Raw genomic sequence first — 26,265 nt, 5'->3', positions numbered from 1 at the left:
ACCGCCAGTGCGTAGTAACTCCGGCGAGCCTCACGCCCGTCCCGTGAGCTGCCGACCTGCGACATCGCGCCCGTCTGATGCAACTCCCGAGGGTTTCGGTATCGATGGGTCGGCTCTCGCCGTGGACGCCCGAGACGGCTACCAGGATCATTCGGCCGGTGCCGATCTGCTGGTAGAACTCCTCCATCGTGGTCTGTTCGTCGTACGTCTCCTGCGTGGTTTGGCGGGCCACCGCGTCGCGGCTTCGAGCGTGCCTGATGCTCGGCAGGGGGACCGGTTGCTCGGCGGGGGGAGCCGCGAGGTCACGGACCCTCGGCGCGCCGGCATCCGAAACCTCCACGCGCAGAAGCCTGTGCTGGCGCGTCGTACCGTGAGAAGGGACCAGCCACCGCGCAGCCGAACCGGACCGGGCGGACTCTCCGTCGGGAGCGATCAGCACAGTTCTCGGCAGCACGGGTGTGAGTGACGCCGGGACGACGGCGGAGTGTCCCGCAACGACGAGCGTGAGGTCGTTGGCGCCCGCCCACTGGAGGTACTCCCCACCGACGGCGCTGTCCAGTTGTTCCAAGGTGCAGGTGGCCAGTTCGGCGGAACCGTCGGGTACCGCCATGCGGAAGACGGTGTTCGCGCCGACGATGCCGAGGGTGCCCGTGTCCGTCCCGAGCCTCACGGATCCCTCACCGGGCAGTACGCCCGATCGCCACTGCGGAAAGTTCGCGCGGGGTTCGGACCACTCGACGAAGTCGGCCAACGAGACGTCGCGGACGGCCTCCACGACGTCTTCCTCGTCACCCCGCCACAGCCCTCGCTCGGTGTCACCCCAATAGCGGGTGAGTGCTTTGGTGAGCATGCCGTGGCCAGGTCCGAGCCGGCGGATGTCGTGCCGCCCCGGCACGGTCACCACAGGAGGCAACGCGTCTGTGCCGGCCTCCAGGCACTCCAGCATCACCGTGTCGAGAAAGTCATCGGTCTCGACAGGCGTCACGTGTCGTGGCTCGTCGGTGCAGGAGCCCAACACGATGATGCCGTCTATTCGATCGCCCCTGGCGTGTACGGATCGCAAGGTTTCGAGCGCGGATTCGCGTTGGACGAGCGGCGTGAAGCACAAGAGATGGAAGACCGCGCTCATGTCGGTGGTCAGTCCCCTTTCATTGCAATTGCTTGTATGGCGGACTTGGGTATCACCAGCTCGGTTTCCTCGTCCGTCCCGCCACCGCATTCCTTGGAGGCGACCGTGATGCTCACGAAGGGAGTGCTGAGCGAGGCCTTGTCGATTCGCCCGCTGATCCGCTGGCCGCTCTCGGCACACAACGCCCGGACACTCTGCGCATACGCGGGCGAGACGACGACCGAGCCGGAGGCCTTCTCCTCCTTCGGGCCTCCGATGGCGGCGAGGCCGATCGTCAGCACGCTGACGGCCAACGCTCCCACGACCACCCAGTTCGCATGCTTTTGACGCCTGTCGACCTCGGCGGCCTCGTCGTCAGCCCGCTTCAGTACAGCTTTGAGCAGGTCCAGGCGATCACGTGCATGGCTCGGCCCGGCCAGGGCCCCGACCGGTTGCGCCACTGCACGGAGATAGAGGACGGCGGCGAGCAACCACATGGCCACCGCTCCGACACCGGCCAACTGGGTACTCGACGGCCGGTTGTCGAGCTGGGTGAAAGTCAGCGCCGCTACGATGCCGCCCGCGAACAAAGTGACGGTGGACTGGGCCGCCTGCGCCCTGGCGCGTGCTCCGCTGCCTGATCGGACACGCTCGGCGTAGTACGCCTCGCTGACCGGCCCCAACACGGCGTCCAGCACCCGTTCGCGCTCATCGGCCATGTTGCTTTCGGAAGATGATTGCGTCGCCATCAAGCCCCCATCGCGCTCATCGGATGAGCATCATAAAGGGCAAAGGGGCCGGAGGTGCTGTTCGAGATCGACGAGACGTACGGGTTGCTTTCTTCGTGCAGAGCGTTCCTGTGGTGCGTGCCGCGCACCACGGATGGGTCGGCCTCCGCAGCGGGTGCACCGCCGACGGCGTCCATGCCCTCACTCCCGAGGACCTCCACGACGCCTGGTCCTGAATCCATGACGGTCGCAGCAGCGGTCAAGTCGCCCCGAGAGGCGCCGTTTCGGGCGGGCGGGGCGGGTTGGGGCGGGGATTTCCGGTTGTGGCGCAGGGGGGTGTTTTCATGCGGTACCGTGATCGCGTCATCACGCTCCGTGCGCTCCCGCGCGGGGCGGCCCCCGGGGGTGTTACGAGCACCGCTCCGAGGGCCTTCACCGCGAGTGGAAAGACGTCCACCGGGATGCTTTGGCATGCTATCGCGCCCTCTCGGCGCTACACGAAGGCTTCGCACGATGTCGTGCGCCATCCGCGTCTGAGCAGTGACGCGAAGATTCTTCTCCTGTACGTACAGGGGCTTCCCGAACAGCGGGCCGACCAGGCGCTCAGTGAGCATGCGAGGAAGCTGGGGATCACGGGCAGGGCCTACCAGAAGGCCAAGGGGCAGCTGATCGCGAACGGGTTCGTGCACGAGTGGAAGCGGCAGGGGGACCGGGGGTTCTGGGTGACCGATCAGCTCTTCGCCAATGTGCCCCTGACGGTCGAGCAGGCTGCCGCGGTGCGGAACGAGAGGGTCGGGGGCCCGTCGGCTTCTGCGGGTCCGTCGGCTCCTACGGCTCCTGCCGCCCGTCCGGGTGCGCGGAATCCGGCCGTCGGTGAGCCGGGGTGCCCGGCGGTCGGTGGCTATGAACCGGTGGATGAAGAACTTGGGGAGAACTGCTCCCGCCCACCCTCCGAAGAGGCCGAGGCGCCTGAAGAGTTCGTGGATCCCGAAGTCGGCGAGGGGGAGCGGGTGTTGCTGTCGCTGCGGCACGCGAATCCGCAACTGCACCTCGGGGTCCGGGAGGCGCGGGGGCTGGCCGGGGTCGCCGCCGAGTGGATTCGGCGCGGTGTGAGTGCTGCGGAGCTGCGGCGGGCGTTGATCAGTGAGCTGCCCAGGGACGGCGTACGGTCCGCCGTCGGGTTCCTGCGCCACCGGCTCGTCCAGAAGCTTCCGGCGCCGGTGGCTGCCCCGGCCCCACCCGTCGCGCTGCCGCCCGTGCGGGAGTTCGTCGTCTGCGAGGGGGAGGGCGAGGAGCACGTCTTCCGTCCCGTCGGGGACGAGACCCTGTGCGGGCCGTGTGCCCGTGAGGCGAACCGGGCCTACTGGGCCGCCCGACGGGCCGAGATGGAGAGCGAACCCGATCCACTGCCGTGGCGGGAGCGGGTCGCGGCGATCATCGAGAAAGGGCAGGGGCGAGGGGTGGAGGCGGGAGCGGATACGTTCTCGGGGCCCACCGCCACGGGTGTTTCCGGCAGTGCCCGCGGCGTGGCGACAGGGGCGTAGCGTCGTAGGTGTGCGGGCGCGGCCGTCACCGTGGCCGGCGGGGACGCCCGCGACGCGGCGGCAATCGGGAAGGGCTCGCGATGGCGGACTTTCGGGATCTGAAGTTCAGGGCGGTCACGTCGCTCCAGCGGCACGTGGTGAACCCGCTGGCCAGGCGGTCGGGATCGCAGATCCTGCTGGAGACGACGGGCCGGGCCTCGGGGCTGCCGCGCCGCACCCCGGTCGGCGGGCGGCGCGTGGGCCAGGAGTTCTGGCTGGTCTCCGAGTACGGCGACAAGTCGCAGTACATCCGCAACATCCGGGCCGACCCCCGGGTCCGGGTCAGGATCGCGGGTCGCTGGTACGACGGGACCGCGCACCCGCTGCCCGAGGACGACGCCCGCGCCCGGCTCAGGACCCTGCCGCGTTACAACAGCGCCGTCGTGCGGGCGGTGGGCACGGATCTGCTGACCGTGCGGGTGGACCTGGCCGATTGAGTGCGGAGCCGGGTCCGCGGCCGGGTCCGGAACCGCGTGTGCCCGGACGGTGTGCAGTCGTCCGGGCACGTACGGGCGTCGGTCCGCCTGATCAGTCGGTGATCTCGATCCTGCCGTTCCGGGTGCCGTCCTGGGCGGCGGCCTCCGGCTGGGCCGGGACCTCCGCGCCGGTGCCCGAACCCTTGAGGTTCTTCAGCAGGGCGGCGAGGTCGACTCCCGTGGTGGAGCTGAGGAGTTCCATGCCCTGGGCGACGTTGTCGGCGACCGTACGCGACAGCTGGCTCGCGCCGTCCGTCGAGATCACGGTCATCTTGTCGACGGCGCTCAGCGGCTCGGACGCCTTGGCGACTACCTGCGGCAGCACCTCGACCAGCATCTGGAGCACGGCCGCGTCGCCGTACTGCGCGAAGGCGTCCGCCTTCTTCTGCATGGCCTCGGCCTCGGCCGTGCCCTTCGCCGCGATGGCCGCGGCCTCCGCCTCGCCCTCGATGCGGACGGCGTCGGCCAGTGCCGAGCGGTGCAGCTTCTCGCCCTGACCGGTCAGCCGGGAGCGCTCGGCGTCCGCCTCGGCCTCCTTGACCTGGGCGATCCGGCGGGCCTCGGCCTCCTGCTCGGCCTGGTAGCGGGCGGCGTCGGCGGGCTTGCGGACCTTGGTGTCGAGCTCGCGGTCGGTCAGTGCGGCCTGGCGCTCGGCGACCTTCTCCTGCTCGGTGAGGACTTCCTGCTGACGGGCCGCCTCGGCGAGCGGGCCCGCCGCGTTGGCCTTGGCCGCGGCGGCCTCGGTCTCGGCCTTGATCTCCGCCTGCTTGAGGTAGAAGGTCCGCTCGGCGATGGCGATCTCCTCGGCGGCCTTCAGCCGGGCCTGCTCGGAGGCCTGCTTGGCGATCGCCTCGGCGATGTCCGCCTCCTGCTTGGCGCGGGCGGCCTCGGGGCGGCCGAGGTCCTCCAGGTACGAGCCCTCGGTGGTGATGTCCTGGATCTGGAAGGCGTCCAGGATCAGGCCCTGGCCGGAGAGGCTGGCCTCGGCCTCCTCCGCGACCTGGCCCGCGAACGCGGCCCGGTCGCGGATGATGTCCTCGACCGACATCCGGCCGACGATGGCGCGCAGCGCGCCGGAGAGCACTTCCTGGGTGAAGCCGACGATGCCGTCCTGCTGCTGGAGGAAGCGCTGGGCCGCGGCGCGGATCGCTTCCTCGCTGCCGCCGACCTTGACGATCGCGACGCCCTCCAGGTTGGACTTCACGCCGCGCAGGGTGACGGCGCCGCGCACCGCGATCGGGATGTGCCGGCTGGAGAGGTCCAGGGTGAACTTCTGCTGGACGAACGGGACGACGAAGACGCCACCGCCGACGACGACCTTCTGGCCGCTGTTGTCGATGCTGGTGCGGCCGGTCACCGGGTCGGTGGACTTCTTGCCGCGTCGGCCGGTGATGATGAACGCCTCGCTGGGCCCGGCGACCTTGTAGCGGGTGATGACGACGAGGGCGAGCAGCACCAGGAGTACGACGACTCCGACGACTGCGGTCACGACTGGGCTCATAGGGGTTTCCTCCCTGCCTCCCTGTGGGGACGGCAGCTCGGTCTCGGGCGGTGCGCCGCTGTGTGGTGTGGTGCGGTGCGGCGTGGCGCGGTGGATCGGGATCGGGCGGTGGTCGGTGCCCGACGGTCGGGCGAGGTGTCCGGCGGCCGGGCTCAGCGCTCGACGGGGCGGACCGCGACCGAGGTGGCCGACAGTGCGGCCTCCACCCAGATCTCGGCGCCGCGCTCCACCGGCGCCGCGCTCTTCGCCGCCAGCTTCACGTGCTGGCCCGCGAGCCGCAGCAGGACCTCGCCGTAGCCGTCGGCCGGGATGGCCGTGACGACCGACCCGGACGTGCCGACGAGGTCCTCGCCGCGCGGTGTGGTGCTGGTCTGGTCCCGCATCAGGGCCCTGCTGAACTTCCAGGTCAGCCAGGCCGCGACGAGTCCGGCCAGCACCCCGGCGGCGGTCGCGGCGACCGTGCCGACGCCGGTGGTGCCGAGCACGATCGCGCCGCCGAAGCCGAGCATCGAGAGGAACCCGGCGATGACCGGGAGCGACAGCAGGCCGTCGAAGAGGCCGTCCAGCACACCCCCGAAAAGGCCTTCGAGGATTCCGTCGAAGATCAGGGACAGCGCGAGCAGAACGATTCCCGCGATGCCGAGACCGAGAAACAAGGTCACGTGATCACCCTCCCCGAGATCTCCGAAATCCCCCGAAAATTTCCGTCGAACTGGGTGGATGATCCCATAAACGTCCGGCAGCTCGTACTGCCGGGTTCCGGCAATCTTTTACACGTTCTTGATGCCGGAGAGCTGCTCGGTCAGTTTGTCGAGCGACTGGTACGTGGCACCGAGCAGCGCGACGTGCTTCCAGCGCAGCACTCCGTCGGGGCCGATGAGGAAGATCGAGCGGCGCACCCCGATCCCGGGCGCCGCGACGCCGTACGCCCGCGCGGCCTCCCGTCCGGTGTCCGCGAGCAGCGGCATCCGCAGACCGTGGGCGCGGGCGAAGGACTCATGGCTGTCCACACCCTGTGGACTGATTCCCCAGACCTCCGCGTCGAGCTCGCCGAAGGCCTCCATGCCCGAGGAGTACGAGCAGAGCTGCTTGGTGCACACGGCGGTGTTGTCGCCCGGGTAGAACGCCAGGACCACGGTACGGCCGCGCGCCCCGGCGAGCGGGTAGTCGCGGCGTTCGAAGTCCTCGCCGGTGAGCACGCCGCCCGGCAGGGTGAAGTCCGGTGCGGGCAGGCCGAGTTGCGGTGACGATCCCATGTCGGTTCCTCCGTGGTCCGGTGTGGCCGGGTTTCTTTCCCGCGCCGTGCGTACAGCATGCTCGGTACGGGTCCGGCTCCCGCACCAGGAGGTACGTATGGCACGACCGCCGTCCGCCCGCCGCCCGTCCGCGGCCGTGCTCCTGCTGCACGGCGGTGCCGAGACGGGCCTGGCCGCGCCGCTGCCCGGTCCGCTGAACCTGCCCGCCCTGCGGATGCGCCCGTTCGGCCGGTCCGTCGCCGGGGCGACCGGCGGCGCCGCAGGAGGCGTACTCGTACGCACCGCCCGCTACGCCCACCGCGGCTGGAACGGCCCCCGCGAGGACCCGCTGCACGACGCCGTACGCGCCCTGGACGCCCTGGGTCGCGAGGCCGGGGAGATCCCGGTGGTCCTGGTCGGCCACTCGATGGGGGCCCGCGCCGCCCTGCGCGCCGCCGGTCACCCGCTGGTGCGCGGGGTGGTCGGCCTCGCCGCCTGGTGTCCGGACGGCGACCCGGTCGACCAGCTCGCGGACCGCGACGTCGTCCTGCTGCACAGCACCCGGGACCGCATCACGAGCCCCCGCGCGGCCCAGCTGCTCACGGCCCGTGCCCGGCCGGCAGGTGCCCGCTCCTGTCTGGTCGCGATCCGGGGCAGCGACCACGCGATGGTCCGGCGCGCGGGGCAGTGGCACGCGCTGACGGCGCGGATCGTCGCCGGGCTGCTGGGGCTGGGCCCGCTCCCCGGGCCGGTCGCGGACGCGCTCGGCCTCCCGCCGGACGCCCCGGCGGTCGACGGCACCCTCGACCTGGACCTGCTGGGGGCGTGACGGGGCGCCGCGCCGACCGTGGGCCCGGGGCGTGGTGCGGTGCCGTGGTGCAGGGGCGTAGGAACGGGAGCACCCTGGTAGGGAGGTGATCGTCATGGTGATGACAACTGTCGGGTGGCATATCGAACTCGAATTCGACGAGGACACCCACCGCACCCGTGCGGCCGCCATGGTGCGGCTCCCGGACGGGAGCGAGGTGCGGGCCCATGGATACGCGAGCCGCCATCCTTCGGACAGGAACCAGCCGAGGGTGGGCGAAGAGATCGCGGGAGCCAGAGCGCTCAACGAACTGGCGATGAAGATGCTGACGAAGGCGCACGACGAGATCGACGAGGTGTCCGGCCGGACCTCGCACCCGCTCGCCTGACAGGGCCGGCGGAACTGATCAGGGGGCCGGGCCCGGCGAACCCCTCCGGGCCCGGCCGAGCCGGCGGTCTGCGGATGCGCGGCGGGGGCGGGCGGCCGACGATTGAGGGCCGGGCAGCGGGTGGTCCGCGCCCGCCCCAGGAGGTGGACGTGCCGGCCGATGTGTACGCGGACAGCCCTGTGCCGTTCGACCCCGGTGCCCTGGCGGCCCTGGTCGACGGGACCATGGCCGGGGTGGGCGTGCTCGACACCGGGCTGCGCTACCTCTACGTCAACCCGGCCCTCGAACGGATCAACGGCATCCCGGCCGCCGAACACCTCGGGCGCACCGTCACCGAGGTCCTTCCCGGGCTCGACGCGCGCGAGGACATGATGCGGGCGGTGCTCGCCGACGGGAAGCCCCGCGAGATCACCGTCAGCGGCTTCACCGCCCAGGACGCCACGGTCCGGCGGCACTGGCACGGGGCGTTCCACCGGCTGGAGTCCGACGGGCGGGTCGTGGGACTCGCCGGGATCGTGCTGGAGGTCATGGCCGCGGACAAGGAGCAGCGCGAGCTGGAGCAGGCCCGGCGCCATCTGACCCTGCTCGACACCGCGGCCGCCCGGATCGGCACCACCCTCGACATGGACGCCACCTGCGCCGAGCTCGTCGACCTCGTCGTGCCGGGGCTGGCGGACCTCGCGACGGTCGAGGTGTTCCCGCCCGAGGTCGCCCCACCGGTCCGCCCCGCGCCTCCCGGGGTGCTGAGGCTGCGGCGGGCGGCGCTGAAGGCCGTGCCGGGGCTGAGCGAGGAGCTGGACGGGTTCGGGCTGACCGGCGAGTACATCGACTACCAGGAGGGCGCGGCCGTACCGCGCTGTCTGGTGACCGGCCGGCCGGTGGTGGAGAACCTGACCACCGACGAGCAGCTGCTGCGCTCCGCCCCCGGCCCCGAACGGCTCGCCGCCTACCGTGCCCTCGGGATGCACTCGGCGGTCATCGTGCCCGTCACCGTGCGCAGCGGCCCGCTCGGCATCCTCGGTCTGATCCGGGCGGGTGACTCACCGGTGTTCACGGACGAGGACGTGGTGGTCGCCCGGGAACTGGCGAGCCGGGCCGCCGTCGCTCTCGACCACGCCCGCCGGTACGCCCACGAGCACACCATCGCCCTGGAACTCCAGCGTTCCCTGCTGTCCGAACCGCGCCCGCCGCATCCGCACATCGAGATCGCCACCCGCTATCTGCCGGCCGGCCGGAGCGTGCTGGTCGGCGGCGACTGGTTCGACGTCATCCCGCTGCGGGACGGGCGGCACCTCAAGGCGATGGGCGATGTGATGGGGCACGGGGTGGAGGCGGCGGTCGCCATGAGCCACTACCGCTCCATGCTGCGGATGTTCGCCGACGACGATCTGCCGCCGCACCGCATCCTGGAACGGCTCGACCGGCTGGTCGAGCGGTCCGGACTGGACCGGGCGGCGACCTGTCTGCTGGCCGTCGTCGACCGGTTCGGCGGGGCGTGCGAGGTGGCGAGCGCCGGGCATCTGCCGCCGGTGCTGATCGATCCGCTGACGGGGGCCAGGGTGTGCGACGAGATGGTGGTGGGGCCGCCGCTCGGCACCGGGTTCGGCGGGTACCGGACGACGCAGCTGGAGTTCGATCCGGGCACGGTGCTGTTCCTGTACACGGACGGTCTGGTCGAGCGGCGCGGCGAGGACATCGACGTCTCGGTCGGCCGCCTGGAGGAACTGACCCTGCCGGCCGACGGCAGCCTCGACGGCCTGCTGGACGAGGTCCTCGAACGGTTCGGTCCGGGTGCCGAGGACGACATCGCGGTGCTGGCCTCGCGTACCCGGAGCCAGGCGGCGCTGACGCCCGACGCCACCTGACTCCGGGCGGCGTCAGCCCAACTCCAGGCTGGTGATGCCGAACAGTCCGGCGTGGTCGATGTCCGGCGCGGGCCCCGTGTACATCCGGGCCGTCTCGAACGACGGGGTGAGGCCCAGCTGTTCGGCCAGCCGCACCGCCGCCGGGTTGACGTCGGGTACGTCGATCGCGACCGGCACGCCGGGATCGGCCGCCGCCAGCGCACCGACCAGGGCACCCGCCACCTCGGGCGATTGTGCGTACACGGGACCGATGCGGGACGACGTACGGCAGGGGCGCATCACGGCCAGGCCGCACAGCTCCCCGTCACGGACGGCGGCGAGGGAGGTGCGCGTGGGGTGGGCGATCCACGGGGCGAGGAAGCTGTCCCGGTCGGCCGGGAAGAAGCGGCGGTCGTAGGCGGCGAGCCGGTCGAACGGGACGGAGCGGCCGTCGACCAGCTCCGTACCGGCCGGGGCGGGCGGGCCGGCGGGCGGCAGGCCCTCGTAACGCATGTTCGTCCATACGGAACGGAAGCCGGATCTGCGGTAGTTGGGCTGCTGCGCCACCACCCCGTCGAGCCCGACGTTGCGCCCCTCCAGCCGCGCCATGCCGGCCCGCCAGAGCCGGATGCCGTATCCCCGGCCGCGCAGGTGCGGCCGGGTGAGGTAGAAGCCGAGGAACCCGGAACCGGAGCCATAGCGGACGACGGAGACGCAGGAGACCGGCTCGCCGTCGAGGCGGCCGATCAGGAAGCCCCGCGGATCGGCGGCGAAGAAGGCGTGACGGTCGGTCAGCCCGGGATTCCAGTTCTCCTCGTGGGCCCATTCGGAGAGCATCGTCAGGTCGTCGGCGCTTGCGGTGGTGATCTCGAAGTTCGGCACGGGGCACCCGTACCCCGACGGACGGCCGTTTCAACGACGGATCACACGAACAGGAACACGCCCGCCGTCGCCGCCCCCAGCGAGCCCCCGGCGACCGTCTGCGCCACCGAGTGGTACCCGAGCGCGACGCGCGACCAGCACACGGCGACCGTCATCGTGTAGGCGAGCAGCCACCACGGCGAGTGGACCGCGGCGAGCAGGGCGACCACGGCCGAGGCGACCGCGGCGTCCACCGAGATCTTCCAGACCGTGTTGACGGCCAGCAGGACGACGGTCATCGCCCAGAGGGCGAGCATCGCCGCGAGGATGCCGGTGGGGGCGTGGCCCAGGACCATCACCAGCGAGCCGGTGCCGATGGAGCCGAGGATGACGAAGAAGATCGGGGCCCGCTTGGTGCGGTCGACGACATGGCGGTCGCCCCAGGTGCCGCGCCCGCGCTCCCACTCGATGTACCCGGCGGGTACGAGGCCCGCGCACAGGGCGCCGAGGAATCCCCAGAGCAGACCGGTCCAGTGACCGGCGGCGGCCAGGCCCACGCCGAGCATGCCGATGAGCAGGAGGTTGCGGGGCTGGAAGACATCGGTGACGGTACGCGCGGTGGCGTTGTCCGGCGATGCGGTGGTGTCGGTTTCGGTGGAGGTCATGCCGTCTCCTCGGTGGAGGCCGTGCGGGGCGCCGCGGTTGCGGTCGCGGTTGCGGTGGACGGGGCGGGTGCGGCATCCGCCAGCACCTGTGCCGCCCGGTCCTGCGGGACCGTCCGGTACGCGGTGGCCACCCGGACCAGCCAGGCCACCTCGCCGTCCTGGTCGGTGGCGTGCTGGGTCTCCACCGCCGCGGCGGTGGAGGCGGGTGCCCCGCTGTTCTTCGCGGTGAGCGCCGCCTTGATCCAGTACGCCTCGGCGAGCGGGCCCGCCCGGTCCGGGGCCGTGCCGCCGTCGGCCGCGGCGGCGGCCTTCGCGGCCGGGAGCAGGGTGTCGGGCACGTAGTGGCGCAGCTTCTCCACCGCGTCGGCGATGTCGGCGGCCCAGCGGTCGATCCGCAGGTCCGCGGGGGTGTCGAAGCGGGTGAGTTCGCGCGCCAGGGAGGCCGGGGGGTCGAAGGGCTGCTCGGGGAAGGCGGTCATCAACTCGCGCCAGAGGCCGTGCAGTCTGACCTGGGCCCGCCAGAGCTTCGCGCGCCGCCGCCCCTTGCTGAGGGCGGGGATGGAGGCGCCCACGGCGAAGAAGGCGAACAGCACCACCTGCGCGGCCTCGGTGATCTCGTCGAAGCGGAGCGCGAAGGACTCGCTCGGGGTGTCGACGACGCTGACCCACAGGAACAGGGTCCGGCTGACGGTGTAGCCGACCCCGATGAACATGGCGAACGTCATCATCCCGAGCCCCACCCGCAGATGGCGGAGCCCGGCATGGGCGGTGGCCAGGGCCCACTGGTACGCGCAGACGGCGGACGCGGTGCCCAGGTAGAGGTAGAACACGCTCATGTACAGCGTGGCCCCCCACTGTCCCGCGTGGTCGGCGACGAAGCGGTCCGAGGGGACGGAGCGGTCGACGACGGTGAAGAACAGCACCGTCAGCAGGATCAGTGTGGCGATCGACGCCTTGGTCGCCACCTGCTGGATGGCACGGGCGAACCGCACATGGCGCGGCACGGCACCGCCGTCGGGGTACCGGCCGTAGATCGCGACGATGTAGCTGAGGATCGCCAGGATCGCGATCGTCGCCGTGTAGTGCTTGATGAGGACGGCGAGGTCGGTGACGGCGCTGTCGTTGAGCGCGAGCCGTACGGCCCGGGTCTTGGTCCACAGCGCGGCGGCGAAGCCCGCGTAGCAGCCCCAGAGGGCCCGGCGGCGCTTGTCTTCTTCGTCGCCCCACAGGGCTGCCGGCATGCGCCACAGGGCGACGGCCGTCATCAGAACGGCCACGAGGTAGCCGGCGAGGTCGAGCGGGGTCACGGCGGGGTCCTTGGGGTGGTGGGGGGAGAGGCGGGGACGGTCGGTGTCAGCTGCGGCGGAACAGGCCCCGGCGGCGGTTGGCGACCGGGCGGGAGAGGGAGTTGGCCAGTCGCCCCACCATGTCGTCGCTCGTCACGTCCATGGCCATACGGGGGATGAGCGAGGCACCGAACTCGGCCATCCGCTCGTCGTGCGTGTCGTACTGCGCGCGGGCCTGCACGGTGCCGTCCCCCGACCGGAGCGCGTCGGCGATCTCGGCCACCACCGGCGACGGCTGCGGGGGCGGGGGCGACGGCGGGGGTTCGGTACCGAGGACCCGGCTGATCAGTGAGGTGTCGAAGACCGGCAGCAGGCGCCGGAGTTGCTCGGGGTCGAGGGAGGTCCCGTGGTCGAACCACTCGTGGCACAGCTCGTGCAGGATGACGTGCTGGGTCTGGTACGCGGTCGGCCGGCGGCGGTAGAGCACGAAGCTGGTCCCGCCGGTCTTCAGCCGCAGCCCGCAGGCGGCGTTGACGCGGGCCAGCCGGTCGGGCATCTCGTGCAGCACGATGGCGCGGCCCCGGGCCGCCTCCATGTTCGCCACCAGTGCGTCGATGGAGAAGGGCGCGGGGATGGGCAGATCGGCCAGCCCGGCCTCGCACTCCTTCCGTAGTTCACGCAGGGACATGGAGGGCTACTTCTCCGGCTCGCCATGGGCGGCGGCGCCGTCGGCAGCGCCCTGCCGGTCCCTGGCGTCCTCCAGCAGGGAGAGCGCGAACTGCAGCAGCTCCGGCGGGAGACCGTCCTCGTCGAGGCCGCGCCCGGCCACGCCGCTGATCTCCCCCGTGCGCCGCATCGCGAGGAACTGCAGACCGGCGACGACGTCGTCGACGACCTCGGACTCCTCCTTGAAGAACCGCCAGTCCACGCCGAAGCCCAGACCGAGCGCCTTGAGGATGTCCTCGGAGGGCTGGGTGACCTTTCCCGCAAGGATGTTGGAGAAGTAGCTGTGCGAGAGCGACCCGCCGCGCTCCTTGACCAGATCGGCGAAGACGCGCCCCGAGATCTTCTGGCCGGGGAATGTCTTCTCGACCATGTACTCGACCTTCTGCTGCAACGTCCGCAGCTCCGGCGTGCGTTCCTCGACGTTGTCCATCCGGCCCCCCACCTGTCCGCTCCGTCCGATCGGTGTTCACCGACGTCGATTCGGTCAACGGGCTCGTACTGTAACGAACCCTCTCGTGGCGTCCTCGGCACGGTAGGCAGTACGGGAACGAGCTTGCGTAAACACGCAACGTCACTGTTAACTCGAAAAAACACGGGCAGGGGACCACGAGGGGAGTCCCCTGCTCGTGAAATCGACGGGTTCGTGTGAATTCGGCACGGACAAAAGGTGCATGACACACGTTCATGGTGTGCGGGCATACGTGTAGCCCTTCACGACGGGGGATGCGTGAAGGGCTACACCTGCATTATGACTGCTGGTCAGGCCGTCATCAACCGGCCTCGGGTTCGACGGGTGCGCGTGTCGGGCCGTGGGGTGCGGCGGCGGCGGGCCGGTGGGGGGCGCGGGCCGGCGGCCCTGTGGGGTGTGCGGGCCGTGCTCCGGCGGATTTTCGGCCGGTATCCGACGCGACGGAACCCGATTCCATGGAATTCTCGGCGGGGTGTTCGGCGGAAAAGTCGGGGAGAAACCCGACGGGAATTAAATGCGAACTCGGCGGAGCGGAATTACTTGCCGCATCCGGTCGGTTTCACCGCACTATTCCGTCATGCTATTCTTGGCGCAGTCGCGGTTGTGTTTCCCGAAGTCTTCGCCCACTGCTCGGACATCGTCGACACCGGCTTTCCGGGAGCTCGCAGGGCAGCCTGCGGGTGAACTCCGGCGTCACACAGGGCCGGAAGGGCCCGCAGGCGGAGAACAGCACACCCGCCCGATCCCGCCACCCCGGATTTTTCGCAGCCGGGCTTTGTCCAGGCTTGTCAACGGCCCGTTCCTGCGATTCCTGCGCCGCCCGCCGCCGCAGCGAATTCCTCGATACGCGCCCTATCGAGGAAGGGTTCCGTATGGACCGAGACCGCAGCCACGACCACGACCACGACCGCAGCCGCGACGGCGATCGCACAGCACGTTCGGGCAATCGGAATTCCGGCGCGTCCGGGCGGAGTTCCGGTGGCCCCGGCGGCAGGCCCGCCGCCGCGCGGGGCGAGTTCGCGCTGCCGGAGACCGTCACCCCGGCGCTGCCCGCCGTTTCGTCCTTCGCGGAGCTGGAGCTGCCCCGGCCGCTGCTGTCGGCGCTCGCCGCCGAGGGCGTCACCACGCCGTTCCCGATCCAGGCGGCCACCCTGCCGAACGCCCTCGCCGGGCGCGACGTGCTGGGCCGCGGCCGGACCGGCTCCGGCAAGACGCTCGCCTTCGGTCTGGCCGTGCTGGCCCGGACCGTGGGCAGGCGGGCCGACGCGCGCCGGCCGCTGGCCCTGGTCCTCGTCCCGACCCGGGAACTGGCCCAGCAGGTCACCGACGCGCTCACCCCGTACGCCCGTGCGCTGGAGCTGCGCCTCGCCACCGTCGTCGGCGGCCTGTCGATCGGACGGCAGGCCTCCGCACTGCGCTCCGGCGCCGAGGTCGTCGTCGCCACTCCGGGCCGGCTGAAGGACCTCGTCGAGCGCCGCGACTGCCGGCTGGACCGGGTCGCCGTCACCGTCCTCGACGAGGCCGACCAGATGGCCGACATGGGGTTCATGCCGCAGGTCACCGAACTGCTCGACCTGGTGCGGCCGGAGGGGCAGCGGATGCTGTTCTCGGCGACCCTGGACCGTGACGTGGACCTGCTGGTCCGCCGCTATCTGCACGATCCGGTGGTCCACTCGGTCGACCCGGCGGCCGGCGCGGTGACGACGATGGAGCACCACGTGCTCTACGTACAGGGCGCGGACAAGTACGCCACCACGACGGAGATCGCGGCCCGGGAGGGCCGGGTGATCATGTTCCTGGACACCAAGCACGCCGTGGACAAGCTCACCGGCCATCTGCTCGGCAGCGGGGTGCGGGCCGCCGCGCTGCACGGCGGGAAGTCCCAGCCGCAGCGCACCCGCACCCTGGACCGGTTCCGGTCCGGGCAGGTCACGGTGCTGGTCGCCACCAACGTCGCGGCGCGCGGCATCCACATCGACAACCTGGACCTGGTCGTCAACGTCGATCCGCCGACCGACCACAAGGACTATCTGCACCGGGGCGGGCGCACCGCCCGGGCCGGGGAGTCCGGCAGCGTCGTCACGCTGGTGCTGCCCGGACAGCGCCGGGAGATGGCCCGGCTGATGGCCGACGCCGGGATCACCCCGAAGATCGCCCAGGTCCGTTCCGGCGAGGCCGAACTGAGCCGGATCACCGGCGCGCGCAAGCCCTCGGGGGTGCCGGTCGGCGGCGCCGCACCGGTGCCGGAGCGCGCCGGGAGCGGCAACCAGGCCTTCCGGGGCCTGGGCACCCGCCCCGCGAAGGCGGGCCGCTCACGCCGTACCGACCTGCCCACCGCGGAGGCACGCGCCGCCGCGAAGCAGCGCCGCGCCAACCGGGCGGTGTGACCCCGGGGGCGGCGACCCCCGGACCGGCCGTCGCCCCTGCGCCGGTCGGTCTCAGGCGATCATGAAGTCCTTCACGGGCAGGGCGCGTTCGACGATCCTGATGTCGCCGAGCCAGCCGTGCATCAACTGGTCGAGCCTGCCTCCGTACTCGTAGGCGCCGAGCAGCCAGGGCAGGCCCAGCGTGGCGAGACCGGTGGTGCGGGTGGCGGGGTTGCGGGCGACTACGCAGCCGTCGACGTACATCGTCGTGTGCTTCCCGTCGTTGACGACCGCCGCGTGCCACCACCGTTCACGCAGCAGCTCATGGCTCCAGTTGGTGACGGCCCCCGGCTGGTTCAGCGGCGCCGCCGCCCACTGGAGCCCGGGGCCGTCCGATACGGAGAGCGTGGCGACGGGCTCCTCCGGGTCGCCGGAGGTCTTGCCGGCCGCACCGAGCGTGCCGCGGCGGCCGAGTACGGCGCCCCAGGCGTTGCGTCCCGCGTCCCAGTCGGCGGGGAGGCGGAGGAAGGCCTCGATGGTGTAACCGGACCTGAACGTCTTGGTGTTGAGCGGTGCGTTGTTCTCCGTGCGCAGATACGCGCCCCGCAGCGGCGGCTTCGAGCCGTCGAAGTAGAGGCTGCCGTGGCCGGGCTGGTCGGGGTGGTGGGCGGTGGACCAGCGCAGTGCGTCGGACGCACTGCCGGGGACGGCCTCGCGCACCAGGTCGTTGCGGTGCCCGGACAGGTCGGGGACGCGCAGGCCGGCGCCGGCGGCGGAACCGTCCTGGTGCGAAGGGAAGTCGAAGCGCCAGTAGGCGACAGTGCCCGGTATCAGCAGCTGCTTCGCCGGGCGGGGGCCCCGCACGGGCACGGGTGCGAAGCCCGCGAAGCGCTTCTCGAAGTCGATGGGGACGGCGAAACAGTCCTGCGGACCGGTCAGTTCGATCTCGCCGCGCTCCAGCTCGTTGAGCCGTTCGCCCGCGCGGCCGAGGATCCACGGGGAGATCGTCTCCACGTCGATGGTGTTCCTGGCCAGGTCGAAGCGGTAGAGGCGGATCATGGCGCTGCCGCCGTAGTAGCGGTTCTGGTAGTTGGTGATGTGCAGATGGACGTCGTTGCCCGCGGTGTTCTTACGGGTGGTGCGCCCGGCGGGCCAGTAGTGGCCGTTGAGGGTGAGGAAGATCTGGTCGTTCCCGGCGATCAGCTCGTCCCACAGATGCTGTCCGTGATCGGAGAGTTCGGCCTCGTCGCCGTCCGCGTCCGCGTACACCAGCTCGTGGGTGGTGAGGATGACGGGTGTACGGGGGTGCCGGGCGATGACGTCCTTCGCCCAGGCGAGCCCGGCCGCCGACGGCCGCCAGTCGAGCGCCAGCACCAGCCACTCGCGCCCGGCGGCGCGGAACAGGTGGTACGTGTTGTAGCCGTCCGGGGTCGCTCCGCCGAATGTCGGCAGGCGCCGCATGCGCTGTGGACCGAAGGTGTCCAGGTACGGGGTGCGGCCACGCTGATCGTCGGTGGAGGACTTGATGTCGTGGTTGCCCGCGACGACGCTGTAGCCGACCCGCCGCCGGTCGAGCAGCCCGAACGCCTCGCCGATCGCCGCGAATTCGCCTGACTGTCCGCTCTCGGTGAGGTCGCCCAGATGGGACAGGAAGACGATGTTCTCGTCGCGCCCGTGATCGAGTACGTAACGCAATGACGCCTCGACCGGAGCCTTGTCGATGCTCGCCCCGTCGAAGAGGTACTGGGTGTCCGGCATGACGACGAACGTGAATCTGGGGTTCTCGGGGTCGGGCCGCCGACCCGCCGCGACGGCGTCGGTGCTCTGCTGGGGCAGGGCCGTGGCGGGCGCGGCGGACGCGAGCCCCGTGGCTGCGGTGGCGGCGCCGGTGAGCGCGGTTGCCCGCAGGAACGTACGACGGCTCGCGCCGGGCAGAAGCGGTCCGTCGGGCTGGTGGAGGGGGCTGCACATGGATGTCTCCGCGGGGGACGAACGTAGGGGTGATCGTCTGCAAGTTAGCCGCGGGGTGGGGGAGGAACCGGCCCGTAAGGGCGACAGCCGGGCGAAGGCTCCATGAATTGCACAGTGCCGGGCGTGCGGGATCGTGGTGGTGGGGGCGTGCGGGCGAGGGCCGGGTGAGGGGCCCCGGCCCGCCGCGTCCTGCTACCGGCCGCCCGCGACCCGCAGGACCGTCCCGGTCACGTAGGACGCCTCGTGCGACAGCAGCCAGGCGATCGCGGCCGCGATCTCCGGGGCGGCTCCGACGCGGCCGAGCGGGATGCCGGGGACGGCGGCGTCCGCGCGGCCGGGGTCGCCCGCCGTGGCGTGCATGTCGGTGTCGACCATGCCGGGGGCGACCGCGTTGACCCGGATGCCGTCGGGCCCCAGCTCCTTGGAGAGCCCGACCGTCAGCGCGTCCGTCGCCGCCTTGGTCGCGGCGTAGTGCACGAAGTCCCCGGGGCTGCCGAGGGTGGCGGCGGCCGAGGAGACATTGACGATCGCGCCCGCGCCATGGGCCGCCATGTCCTTCGCGGCCCGGCGGCAGCAGAGCAGGTAGCCGAGGAGGTTCACGTCGACGACGCGGCGCAGCGTCCGGGTGGAGGTGTCGGCGAGCCGCCCGAGCGGGCCCGTCACCCCCGCGTTGTTGACCAGCCCGGTGACGGGGCCGAGCTGTTCGGCCGCCGTGTCGAAGAGGCGCTCCACATCGGCCTCCTCGGCGGTGTCCACCCGTACGGTGACGCAGCGCGCCCCCGCGGCCCGGACCGCCGCCGCGGTCCGCTCGGCGGCCTCCGTGTTGCTCACGAAGCCCAGCGCGAGGTCGTGCCCGTCAGTGGCCAGGCGGATACAGGTCGCGGCGCCGATGCCCCGGCTGCCGCCGGTGACGACGGTGACGGGACGAGACGAACCAGTGGTGCTGCTGTCCGGCACGGGAGGCCTCTCATTTCGCTCGCGGATGACGACGGTCGTGAAGATCACGGCGATCACGCAGATCACGCAGATCGTGGTGATCAGTCAGCGAACCACTGCGGACGCCGGCGGATCAAGGCCCGCCCGCCGGGTGGACGATGGTGCCTGCCGTTGGAGTGGCGCCGGGCCGCGCACCGGCGTGGTGCCGGGTGCGCGGCGCGAACGGTTGCCTAGCGTCGGCGCCTGACGGACCGCTGTCGGCGCACGACGGGTTGAATCGCCCGGCGCCCGGTGACGGTTCCTCCCCAACGGTGTTCCCCTGCCACCGCCTCGCATCGCGGTGGCAGGGGACGCCGGCCGCAGGCCCTACGGCCAGAGCACCCCCGCCAGCGCGACCCCGGCGAACGCCGCGCCCAGCCCGGCCGCCACACTTCCCACGACATTGGCCACCGCGTAGGACCTGGCGCCGTCCTCGGCCAGCCGCAGCGTCTCGTAACTGAACGTCGAGTACGTGGTGAGCGCCCCGCACAGTCCCGTGCCGATCAGCAGCTGCAGGTGCGAGGAGGCGGCGCCTGCCGCCACCGCGCCGGTCAGCAGGCCCAGGATCAGCGAGCCCGACACATTGATCGTGAAGGTCCCCCACGGGAAGACGCTGTCGTGCCGGGACTGGACCGCCCGGTCGGTCAGATAGCGCAGCGGCGCCCCGACCGCCGCCCCTGCGATCACCAGCAGCCAGTTCACCGGCCCCGCTCCCGCCCGCCGCCGAAGCGCACGATCTCGCACTCGTCCAGGACGACCAGACCACCCTTTGCGACCAGCTCCTCGACGAGCGGCAGGAACGCGCGGATCCGCGCCTCGGTGTCCACGATCACGACCGCCACCGGCAGGTCCTCGCTCAGCGACAGCAGCCGCTGGGTGTGGATCATCGACGAGGCGCCGAAGCCCTCGATCCCCCGGAACACGCTGGCACCCGGGAGCCCCGCCCGGTGCGCCCGGTGCACGATCTCGGTGAAGACCGGCCGGTGGTGCCAGATGTCGGACTCGCCGACGAGGACCGTCAGGCGCAGGGCCCGTTCCGTCTCCGGGGTCGTCATGGCTGCCTCCAGGCCAGCACGCGGCGGGTCGCCCACACCGCACTCCACACCGCCGCGAGAGCCGCGAACAGCGTCAGTCCCAGATAACCCAGGCCCGCACGGACCCGGCCGACGTCGATCAGGCGCTGGATGTCCACCGCGTACGTCGAGAACGTGGTGAACCCGCCGAGCACCCCCGTACCGAAGAACGGCCGCACCAGCCGGTGCGCCGACCACACCTCGCTGATCACCACCATGAACACGCCGATCACCGCGCATCCGACGACGTTCACGATCAGCGTCGTCCACGGGAAACCACCCGGGGCGGTGGGCCAGATCAGCGTGGCCCCGTAGCGGGCACACGCTCCGATCGCACCACCGAGCGCCACCACCGCGACGACGGCTCCTTGCGGATTGGGGGCTCCCATGGGCACATCTCTCCTGCCTGCTCCACGCACCAGGCTATCGCCGCAACCCCCGGCGGGCGTCCCGGGCCGGGAGACGGCACCGCCCCCGGCCCCGTCACCCGTTCGGCCCCGCACATCCGGCGGGGTGTGACTCCGACGGCTCAACTGTCAGGACCACGTTCATGCAGTCGCACCCGGAGGTACGCCCGAGATGACGACCGGCTCCCCGCAGACCCCCGCCGCCACCGCCGTACGAGGCACCCTCATCCGCTACCGGAACGACCCGTTCCTGACGAGCAGGGAGGACGCCTTCGTCCATGAACCGGACGGCCTGCTGATATGCGAGAACGGGAAGATCACCGCGGCCGGTGACTACACGGCCCTGCGCGACCGCATACCCCCGGGCGTCACACCCGTGCACTACCCGGGCCACGTCATCAGCGCCGGATTCATCGACACGCACATCCACTACGTGCAGACCGGCATCATCGCCGCGTTCGGCTCGCAGCTCATCGACTGGCTGAACCACTACACCTTCGTCGAGGAGCAGCGCTTCGGCGACGGCGTGTACGCCCGCGAGGTCGCCTCCGCCTTCTGCGACGAGCTGCTGCGCAACGGCACCACCACCGCGCTCACCTTCGCCGCCGTCCACCCGGACTCGGCCGACGCCCTCTTCGAGGAGGCGTCCAGGCGCGACATGCGCATGGTGGGCGGCAAGGTCCTGATGGACCGCAACGCCCCCGACGCCCTCCTGGACACCGCGCAGTCCGGCTACGACGACTCCAGGAAGCTCATCGAGCGCTGGCACGGCAAGGGCCGCAACCTCTACGCCATCACCCCCCGCTTCGCACCCACCAGCACCCCCGAACAACTCGAAGCGGCCGGGCAGTTGTGGAAGGAGAACCCCGGGACGCTCGTCCACACCCATGTCTCGGAGAACACCGGCGAGATCTCCTGGGTGCGTTCCCTGTTCCCCGAACGCGGCGGCTACCTCGACGTGTACGACCACTACGGGCTCCTCGGCGAGGGCGCCGTACTCGCCCACGGGGTCCATCTGACCGGCCGTGAGCGCGACCGCTGCGCCGAGACCGGCACCGCCGTCTCGCACTGCCCGACCTCCAACCTCTTCCTGGGCAGCGGCCTCTTCCACGTCCACGACGCCAAGGACCCCAGGCGCCCGATGAAGGTCGGACTGGGTACGGACATCGGCGCCGGCACCAGCTTCTCGCTGCTGTCCACGATGAACGAGGCGTACAAGGTCGCCGAGCTGACCGACTACCCGCTGGACTCGATCAAGGCGTTCTACCTCGCCACCCGCGGCGGCGCCGAGGCCCTCGGCCTCGAAGACACCATCGGCTCCCTCGAACCCGGCCAGGAGGCGGACTTCGTGGTCCTGGACCCCGAGGCCACCCCGCTGCTCGCCCAGCGCACCGCCAGGGTCGAGGACATCGAGGAGCTGCTCTTCGTGCTCGCCGTGATGGGCGACGACCGGACCGTACGCGCGACCTACGTGGCCGGCGCCCTCGCCCACGACCGGGAGGCCTGACATGCCGACGACCACGGACACCGGCCGCCCCGCCGCCGAGCACCGGCACCACCCCGGCGCCCGCATCCTGCACGGCCCGCACCGCACCATCGGCGGGGTCGAGGCCTGGATCGTCTGGGCGCTCTGCGCGCTCTTCGTCGTCTGGCTGTTCGCCATCCAGACCGGGTACGCCGTCGTCTCCCCGGAGATCCAGAAGACCGCGTCCCTCACCGTCGCCCAGATCAGTCTCGCGAGCTCCGTCTACACCTGGGCGTTCGCGCTGTGCCAGTTCTTCAGCGGGGCGCTGCTCGACCGCTTCGGCACGCGTCCGCTGCTCGCGATCGGCGTCGCGTTCGTCACCGCGGGCGCCTTCCTGTACGCGCAGACGACGAACATGGCCACGCTCGTCATCGCCCAGATCGTGCTGGCCATCGGCTCGTCCTTCGGCTTCGTCGGCGCGGGCTACGTGGGCGGCCAGTGGTTCCCGGCGGCCCGCTACGGGCTGATGTTCGGCCTCGTGCAGACCCTGGCCTCGCTGGGCTCCGCGGTGGGCCAGCCGGCCATCTCCTGGCAGCTCGACCACATGACCTGGCAGCAACTGCTCAACGGTTTCGGCGCGATGGGCGTGCTGCTGATCGTGCTGTTCCTCCTGCTCGTACGCAATCCCACGCCGGGGCCGGAAACGCTCCGGCAGGCCACCGCCAGGCCGCCGCTGTTCGCCAGCATCTTCAAGGACCTCGGCACGTGCTTCGCCAACCGCAACGTGGTGCTGTCGTCCGTGCTCGCCGGGGTCTCCTTCGGCTCGATGCTGGCCGTCGGCGTGCTGTGGGGGCCCAGGGTGATGGAGGCGCGCGGCGCCGACCCGGGGTTCGCCGCGACGCTGACCGCCATGTCCTGGCTGGGCCTCGCGGTCGGCGCGCCGCTGTTCAACCTGCTCTCCGACCACTGGCACGACCGCCGCACCCCGGCGATCGTCGGCGTACTGCTCCAGGCGGTGGCCATCGCCCTGCTGATCTATCTGCCCAAGGAGACCAACAGCGTCTCCATGGTCGTGATGTTCGCCGTCGGGCTGTTCGCCGGGGCGCACATGCTGGGCTTCACCGTGGCCGGGGAGTCCGTCGGCGGCGCCCTGGTCGGCAGCTCCGCGGCCATCGTCAACGGCGTCTGCTTCATCGTCGGCGGTGTGCTCCAGGCCGTGCCCGGCCGACTGCTCCCGGACCACCCCGGCCTGTCCGACTACGGCACCGCCCTGCTGATGATGCCGATCCTGCTGGTGCTCGGCGCACTGGCCGGCTTCTTCATCAAGGAGACCGCCCGCAAGCCGTCGGGCTGACGGCCCCGGGCGGACGCTCCCGTCCGATGCGGCCCCCGGTGCGCGACCTACCAGGTCCTGCCCGGGGGCTGCCTGGTGGTGACGTTGACGCGGTTGAACAGGTTCGTCAGACCGATCGCGAGCACCAGCGCGGAAAGCTGCTTCTCGCCGAAGTGGCGGGCGGCCTCGTCCCAGACGGCGTCCGGCACCGGATCGGAGCGGTCGCTGAGCCGCGTCGCGTGCTCCGCGAGCGCCAGCGCGGCCCGCTCGGCGTCGGTGAAGTACGGCGCGTCGTTCCAGGCCGACACGGCGAACAGCCGCTCGTCGCTCTCCCCGGCCTTCCTGGCGTTGCGCACGTGTCCGTCGACGCAGAAGGTGCAGCCGTTGATCTGGCTCACCCGCAGACCCACCAGTTCGAGCGTCGTCTCCGGCACCCCGCCCTTGCCGATGGCCTTGACCAGGCCCAGCACGGGTGGCAGGGCCTCGGGAATGATCTCGGCCGGGTTCTCGATACGTGCCTGCATGATGTCTCTCCTCCGATGTCCGTCACGGTCGCGGCGGCATGCGCGGTGGTGTTCGCGCCGCGCCCTCACTGCACTGACGGACGGCGGAGGGGAAGTGTGACGGGGGCGGCGGACGAGGTCCATGCCGCGTCTTCGTCAGGCGCCGGTGAGGAAGTCGGCGGCGCTATTTGATCTTCGCGGCGATGGTCTGGACGAACTCAGGAAGCACATCGTCCCGCCAGACGAAAGGTGCTGGGGCCGGCGTGCCCTTGAAAGCCACGGTGGTCTGCCCGCCCACGGTGAACAGCAGCGGGCCTTTGCGACAGTACCAACTGCCCTCGTGGAGCCCGGTGATGACACAGCGATCCGCACCCTTCGCACCCTGGTCGACAGGGGTGCCCAGCGCGGCACGATCGAGGTAGCCGGCAATCAACTCGGGGTCGGCCACGGCATCGATCCGGAACCAGAACTGGGTAGCGCTGTAGGTCTCGCCCGGAAGGCGCATGCTGTACAGGCACTGGCCGGACTCGGACCTGTCACCTTTTTTCCACGCGGAGTCCGCAGCAAATTCCTTGATCGACAAGGTGTTGATCGGGCGGCTCTCCTGTTCGATGTCCTTGGCGCCGGGGAAGATCGCCTTGATCTCCACATGGTCCACGAACGAGCACGCGTCCGGCCACTGATCCGCGGGCAGGACTGCCCCGTCCTTGAGCGAAGGAAGGTTGACAGGCGCACCTCGGGGGGCGGCCTTGCCTATCGCGACATCACCATCGGACAACATGTTCGTGCTGACCAGGATCGTCACCAGGACGACATTCGAGATCAGGAGGATGCCCAGCAGGGTCAGCAGCGTGGCTCTGTTCTTCCGCATGGCGGCAGATTCTCCCCGCCGAGCGAGCTGATTGTCGACGGCATGGGACTTCTGGGGGCCGGCCCAGGCAGGCGCAGAGGGCGCGCCGGGGTTCTCACCGCGTGCGCCGGAGGGAACTGCGCAGCCCGTTCTCCTCGGTGACCCTGGCCCGGAGCTGCCGTATCGACGCGGAGTCCCCGGCGTCGTCGTCCCCGCCGGCGCGGCACCGCGCGCACTCGCAGGGTGGCCAGCGCAGCGGGTTGAACTCGGGGAACTCCGGCTCGGGCGTGGGCTCCTGCTCCTTCATGCCGATCCCCGTTCCGTGCAGTCCGCCGTGTCCCGGTGGCGCCGGAGCAGCACCCGGCAGTCGGTCGCCCCGCTGTAGTCGTGCTGATCACTGGCGAGGGCCTCGGCCAGGCGGAGTTCCTGGCACCCGGGACAACAGCCTTCTGTTTCACGCCTGTTCTCGGCGAACACAGATAACTCCTCTCCGTAGTCATTCCACTACTAAGGGAGCTCAGGTTGGCCTAGAGTCGGGAGTGCTTCAACTTGCTGGGTGCGAACGAAAAGTCAGGTGGCAGCCGTTGAACCGCAAGGATCTGGACCCCGAGAGCAGCCCGGAAGCCGCCTTCGGCGCACGCATCCGCGGCCTGCGCGAGGAACGTGGCTGGAAACAGGAGGAGTTGGCCGAGCGGATGGGCTACTCCGGCACGCACATCTCCGCCGTCGAAACTGGTCGCAAGATGCCGACTCTTCGGTTCTCGCGCAATGCGGACCAGGTTTTCGGAACCGGGGAAACAGCGGACACGTTCGAACGCCAGTACCGCGAGATCCGGCACGGTTCACTGCTGGAGGGGTTCCCGCAGTACGTGGGGCACGAGGGACGCGCCGTGGAGATCCGGCTGTACGAAATCGGGATCATTCCCGGGCTGTTGCAGACGCCGGAGTACGCACGGGTCCTGGCGGACAGTGCCGTGCGGCGAGGAGTGATCGCTCCGGAGCAAGCAGCCGAGCGAATCTCATTCCTGGCGGAGCGTCAGGCCGCGCTGGTGCGGTCCCGCCCTCCCATGATGCTGGTGGTGATGGACGAGAGCTGCATCCGCAGGCGGGTCGGCGGGGACGGGGCCATGGCCGCTCAGCTCGACCGGCTGCTGGAGTTCGCCGAACTGCCGAACACTGTGCTCCAGATCGCTCCGTTCGAGATGGGGGAACGCCGCACGTTCGACCTCCCGATGAACCTGCTGACGCTGTCGGACCTGTCCGTGGTCGCGTACGCGGAATCTCAGATGCGAGGTCATCTTGAGCGCGATACGACTTCCGTGCTGCCCTTGTTGACGGCCTACCATCAACTACAGGCCGAAGCGCTGTCCCAGGCGGCATCGGTGGCCATGATCCGAGAGGTACGAAAGGGCACCCCGTGACGACCACGACCGAATCCCCCCGCTGGTTCAAGTCTTCGTACAGCAACAACGGTGGCAACTGCGTCGAGGTCGCCGCCAACCTCGCCGCCCTCCGTGGCGTCGTCCCCGTCCGCGACTCCAAGAACCCCGGCGGCCCGGTTCTGAACGTTCCCGCCGCCTCGTTCTCCTCCTTCGTGGCGGGCGTCAAGGCCGGGGAGTTCGGCGCCGTCTGAGCTCGCGAGGT

30 protein-coding genes are annotated in these 26,265 nt (G+C 70.9%); 11 read left to right on the top strand and 19 right to left on the bottom strand.

Annotated elements, in window-relative coordinates:
- From ACWCPY_RS30655 to ACWCPY_RS30645, 3 genes are all read right to left on the bottom strand, one after another.
- Nucleotides 1-985: hypothetical protein (locus ACWCPY_RS30655; RefSeq protein ID WP_451270372.1), on the bottom strand; the 985-nt coding region annotated here is incomplete at its 3' end.
- A 152-nt stretch (nt 986-1,137) separates the two neighbouring features.
- Entirely contained in the window at nt 1,138-1,857 is a 720-nt protein-coding gene (locus tag ACWCPY_RS30650) for a hypothetical protein (protein WP_451270370.1), read from the bottom strand.
- Entirely contained in the window at nt 1,857-2,033 is a 177-nt protein-coding gene (locus ACWCPY_RS30645) for a hypothetical protein (RefSeq protein WP_451270368.1), read from the bottom strand. Before ACWCPY_RS30645 ends, ACWCPY_RS30650 begins: the two co-directional genes overlap by 1 nt.
- A 264-nt stretch (nt 2,034-2,297) precedes the next feature.
- Between ACWCPY_RS30645 and ACWCPY_RS30640 the strand changes: the two genes are divergently transcribed.
- Together ACWCPY_RS30640 and ACWCPY_RS30635 are read left to right on the top strand one after the other, a co-directional pair.
- Nucleotides 2,298-3,380, top strand: a complete 1,083-nt coding sequence (locus tag ACWCPY_RS30640) for a hypothetical protein (protein ID WP_451270366.1) — start codon at nt 2,298-2,300, stop codon at nt 3,378-3,380.
- 80 nt (nt 3,381-3,460) lie between these two features.
- Nucleotides 3,461-3,856: a nitroreductase/quinone reductase family protein gene (locus ACWCPY_RS30635; RefSeq protein WP_451270364.1), complete on the top strand. Its 396-nt coding sequence runs from the start codon at nt 3,461-3,463 to the stop codon at nt 3,854-3,856.
- A 91-nt stretch (nt 3,857-3,947) separates the two neighbouring features.
- Here ACWCPY_RS30635 and ACWCPY_RS30630 read toward each other — a convergent pair whose 3' ends face one another.
- From ACWCPY_RS30630 to ACWCPY_RS30620, 3 genes are all read right to left on the bottom strand, one after another.
- Entirely contained in the window at nt 3,948-5,396 is a 1,449-nt protein-coding gene (locus tag ACWCPY_RS30630) for a flotillin family protein (protein ID WP_451270362.1), read from the bottom strand.
- 152 nt (nt 5,397-5,548) lie between these two features.
- Nucleotides 5,549-6,058 (bottom strand): hypothetical protein, encoded by a 510-nt coding sequence (locus tag ACWCPY_RS30625; protein ID WP_451270360.1) that lies wholly within the window; start codon nt 6,056-6,058, stop codon nt 5,549-5,551.
- 108 nt (nt 6,059-6,166) lie between these two features.
- Nucleotides 6,167-6,652 (bottom strand): peroxiredoxin, encoded by a 486-nt coding sequence (locus tag ACWCPY_RS30620; protein WP_451270358.1) that lies wholly within the window; start codon nt 6,650-6,652, stop codon nt 6,167-6,169.
- A 97-nt stretch (nt 6,653-6,749) separates the two neighbouring features.
- On the opposite strand from ACWCPY_RS30620, the gene ACWCPY_RS30615 reads away from it, so the two are divergent.
- From ACWCPY_RS30615 to ACWCPY_RS30605, 3 genes are all read left to right on the top strand, one after another.
- Nucleotides 6,750-7,460 (top strand): alpha/beta hydrolase, encoded by a 711-nt coding sequence (locus ACWCPY_RS30615; RefSeq protein WP_451270356.1) that lies wholly within the window; start codon nt 6,750-6,752, stop codon nt 7,458-7,460.
- A 94-nt stretch (nt 7,461-7,554) separates the two neighbouring features.
- A complete protein-coding gene (locus ACWCPY_RS30610; RefSeq protein ID WP_451270354.1) occupies nt 7,555-7,827 on the top strand; it encodes a DUF1876 domain-containing protein in 273 nt (90 codons plus the stop codon).
- 149 nt (nt 7,828-7,976) lie between these two features.
- A complete protein-coding gene (locus tag ACWCPY_RS30605) occupies nt 7,977-9,692 on the top strand; it encodes a SpoIIE family protein phosphatase (protein ID WP_451270352.1) in 1,716 nt (571 codons plus the stop codon).
- A gap of 12 nt (nt 9,693-9,704) precedes the next feature.
- Here ACWCPY_RS30605 and ACWCPY_RS30600 read toward each other — a convergent pair whose 3' ends face one another.
- From ACWCPY_RS30600 to ACWCPY_RS30580, 5 genes are read right to left on the bottom strand one after another with little or no spacing between them, the layout of a single operon-like run.
- On the bottom strand, nt 9,705-10,553 hold the full coding sequence (locus ACWCPY_RS30600) for a GNAT family N-acetyltransferase (protein ID WP_451270350.1): 849 nt from the start codon (nt 10,551-10,553) through the stop codon (nt 9,705-9,707).
- A gap of 41 nt (nt 10,554-10,594) precedes the next feature.
- On the bottom strand, nt 10,595-11,197 hold the full coding sequence (locus tag ACWCPY_RS30595; RefSeq protein ID WP_451270348.1) for a hypothetical protein: 603 nt from the start codon (nt 11,195-11,197) through the stop codon (nt 10,595-10,597).
- Nucleotides 11,194-12,504, bottom strand: a complete 1,311-nt coding sequence (locus ACWCPY_RS30590) for an MAB_1171c family putative transporter (protein WP_451270346.1) — start codon at nt 12,502-12,504, stop codon at nt 11,194-11,196. Before ACWCPY_RS30590 ends, ACWCPY_RS30595 begins: the two co-directional genes overlap by 4 nt.
- A 46-nt stretch (nt 12,505-12,550) precedes the next feature.
- The gene (locus ACWCPY_RS30585) at nt 12,551-13,171 is read right to left on the bottom strand and encodes a toxin (protein WP_451270344.1); all 621 of its coding nucleotides are present in this window, start codon (nt 13,169-13,171) and stop codon (nt 12,551-12,553) included.
- Between the two features lie 6 nt (nt 13,172-13,177).
- Nucleotides 13,178-13,639 (bottom strand): hypothetical protein, encoded by a 462-nt coding sequence (locus ACWCPY_RS30580; protein ID WP_451270342.1) that lies wholly within the window; start codon nt 13,637-13,639, stop codon nt 13,178-13,180.
- A 911-nt stretch (nt 13,640-14,550) separates the two neighbouring features.
- On the opposite strand from ACWCPY_RS30580, the gene ACWCPY_RS30575 reads away from it, so the two are divergent.
- Nucleotides 14,551-16,065, top strand: a complete 1,515-nt coding sequence (locus ACWCPY_RS30575) for a DEAD/DEAH box helicase (protein WP_451270340.1) — start codon at nt 14,551-14,553, stop codon at nt 16,063-16,065.
- Nucleotides 16,066-16,116: 51 nt separating this feature from the next.
- On the opposite strand, the gene ACWCPY_RS30570 is transcribed toward ACWCPY_RS30575, so the two are convergent.
- Nucleotides 16,117-18,015 carry a LamG-like jellyroll fold domain-containing protein gene (locus ACWCPY_RS30570; RefSeq protein ID WP_451270338.1) on the bottom strand — a complete coding sequence of 633 codons (1,899 nt, stop codon included), beginning with the start codon at nt 18,013-18,015 and terminating at the stop codon, nt 16,117-16,119.
- Between the two features lie 192 nt (nt 18,016-18,207).
- A complete protein-coding gene (locus tag ACWCPY_RS30565; protein WP_451270336.1) occupies nt 18,208-18,972 on the bottom strand; it encodes an SDR family oxidoreductase in 765 nt (254 codons plus the stop codon).
- A gap of 25 nt (nt 18,973-18,997) precedes the next feature.
- Here ACWCPY_RS30565 and ACWCPY_RS30560 point away from each other — a divergent pair, with 25 nt between their 5' ends.
- Complete coding sequence (locus ACWCPY_RS30560; protein ID WP_451270334.1) at nt 18,998-19,198, top strand: hypothetical protein; 201 nt, start codon at nt 18,998-19,000, stop codon at nt 19,196-19,198.
- A 119-nt stretch (nt 19,199-19,317) separates the two neighbouring features.
- On the opposite strand, the gene crcB (ACWCPY_RS30555) is transcribed toward ACWCPY_RS30560, so the two are convergent.
- Genes crcB (ACWCPY_RS30555) through crcB (ACWCPY_RS30545) form a run of 3 tightly spaced genes read right to left on the bottom strand, consistent with a single transcriptional unit; the run spans nt 19,318 to nt 20,452 of the window.
- Entirely contained in the window at nt 19,318-19,692 is a 375-nt protein-coding gene (gene crcB, locus ACWCPY_RS30555; protein ID WP_451270332.1) for a fluoride efflux transporter CrcB, read from the bottom strand.
- Nucleotides 19,689-20,045 carry a DUF190 domain-containing protein gene (locus tag ACWCPY_RS30550; RefSeq protein WP_451270330.1) on the bottom strand — a complete coding sequence of 119 codons (357 nt, stop codon included), beginning with the start codon at nt 20,043-20,045 and terminating at the stop codon, nt 19,689-19,691. The genes crcB (ACWCPY_RS30555) and ACWCPY_RS30550 overlap by 4 nt, the downstream gene beginning before the upstream one ends.
- On the bottom strand, nt 20,042-20,452 hold the full coding sequence (gene crcB / locus ACWCPY_RS30545) for a fluoride efflux transporter CrcB (protein WP_451270328.1): 411 nt from the start codon (nt 20,450-20,452) through the stop codon (nt 20,042-20,044). The genes ACWCPY_RS30550 and crcB (ACWCPY_RS30545) overlap by 4 nt, the downstream gene beginning before the upstream one ends.
- A gap of 190 nt (nt 20,453-20,642) precedes the next feature.
- Between crcB (ACWCPY_RS30545) and guaD the strand changes: the two genes are divergently transcribed.
- Both guaD and ACWCPY_RS30535 read left to right on the top strand, forming a co-directional pair.
- Nucleotides 20,643-21,977 carry a guanine deaminase gene (guaD, locus tag ACWCPY_RS30540; protein WP_451270326.1) on the top strand — a complete coding sequence of 445 codons (1,335 nt, stop codon included), beginning with the start codon at nt 20,643-20,645 and terminating at the stop codon, nt 21,975-21,977.
- Between the two features lies 1 nt (nt 21,978).
- Nucleotides 21,979-23,289, top strand: coding sequence for an MFS transporter (locus ACWCPY_RS30535; RefSeq protein WP_451270324.1), 1,311 nt, complete (start codon nt 21,979-21,981; stop codon nt 23,287-23,289).
- Nucleotides 23,290-23,336: 47 nt separating this feature from the next.
- Here the strand turns inward: ACWCPY_RS30535 and ACWCPY_RS30530 are convergent, their stop codons facing one another.
- From ACWCPY_RS30530 to ACWCPY_RS30520, 3 genes are all read right to left on the bottom strand, one after another.
- Nucleotides 23,337-23,792: a carboxymuconolactone decarboxylase family protein gene (locus ACWCPY_RS30530; protein ID WP_451270322.1), complete on the bottom strand. Its 456-nt coding sequence runs from the start codon at nt 23,790-23,792 to the stop codon at nt 23,337-23,339.
- Nucleotides 23,793-23,955: 163 nt separating this feature from the next.
- Nucleotides 23,956-24,642 carry a hypothetical protein gene (locus ACWCPY_RS30525; RefSeq protein WP_451270320.1) on the bottom strand — a complete coding sequence of 229 codons (687 nt, stop codon included), beginning with the start codon at nt 24,640-24,642 and terminating at the stop codon, nt 23,956-23,958.
- A 94-nt stretch (nt 24,643-24,736) separates the two neighbouring features.
- Entirely contained in the window at nt 24,737-24,928 is a 192-nt protein-coding gene (locus ACWCPY_RS30520) for a hypothetical protein (RefSeq protein WP_403769951.1), read from the bottom strand.
- A 277-nt stretch (nt 24,929-25,205) separates the two neighbouring features.
- Here ACWCPY_RS30520 and ACWCPY_RS30515 point away from each other — a divergent pair, with 277 nt between their 5' ends.
- Both ACWCPY_RS30515 and ACWCPY_RS30510 read left to right on the top strand, forming a co-directional pair.
- A complete protein-coding gene (locus ACWCPY_RS30515) occupies nt 25,206-26,042 on the top strand; it encodes a helix-turn-helix domain-containing protein (protein WP_451270318.1) in 837 nt (278 codons plus the stop codon).
- A complete protein-coding gene (locus tag ACWCPY_RS30510; protein WP_451270316.1) occupies nt 26,039-26,254 on the top strand; it encodes a DUF397 domain-containing protein in 216 nt (71 codons plus the stop codon). The genes ACWCPY_RS30515 and ACWCPY_RS30510 overlap by 4 nt, the downstream gene beginning before the upstream one ends.
- The last annotated feature ends 11 nt before the right edge of the window (nt 26,255-26,265 follow it).

The sequence above is a fragment of the Streptomyces sp. NPDC002403 genome (assembly GCF_053593015.1).
The sequence above is the reverse complement of the archived record's forward strand: the minus strand, read 5'-3'. Positions and strand labels throughout refer to the sequence as shown.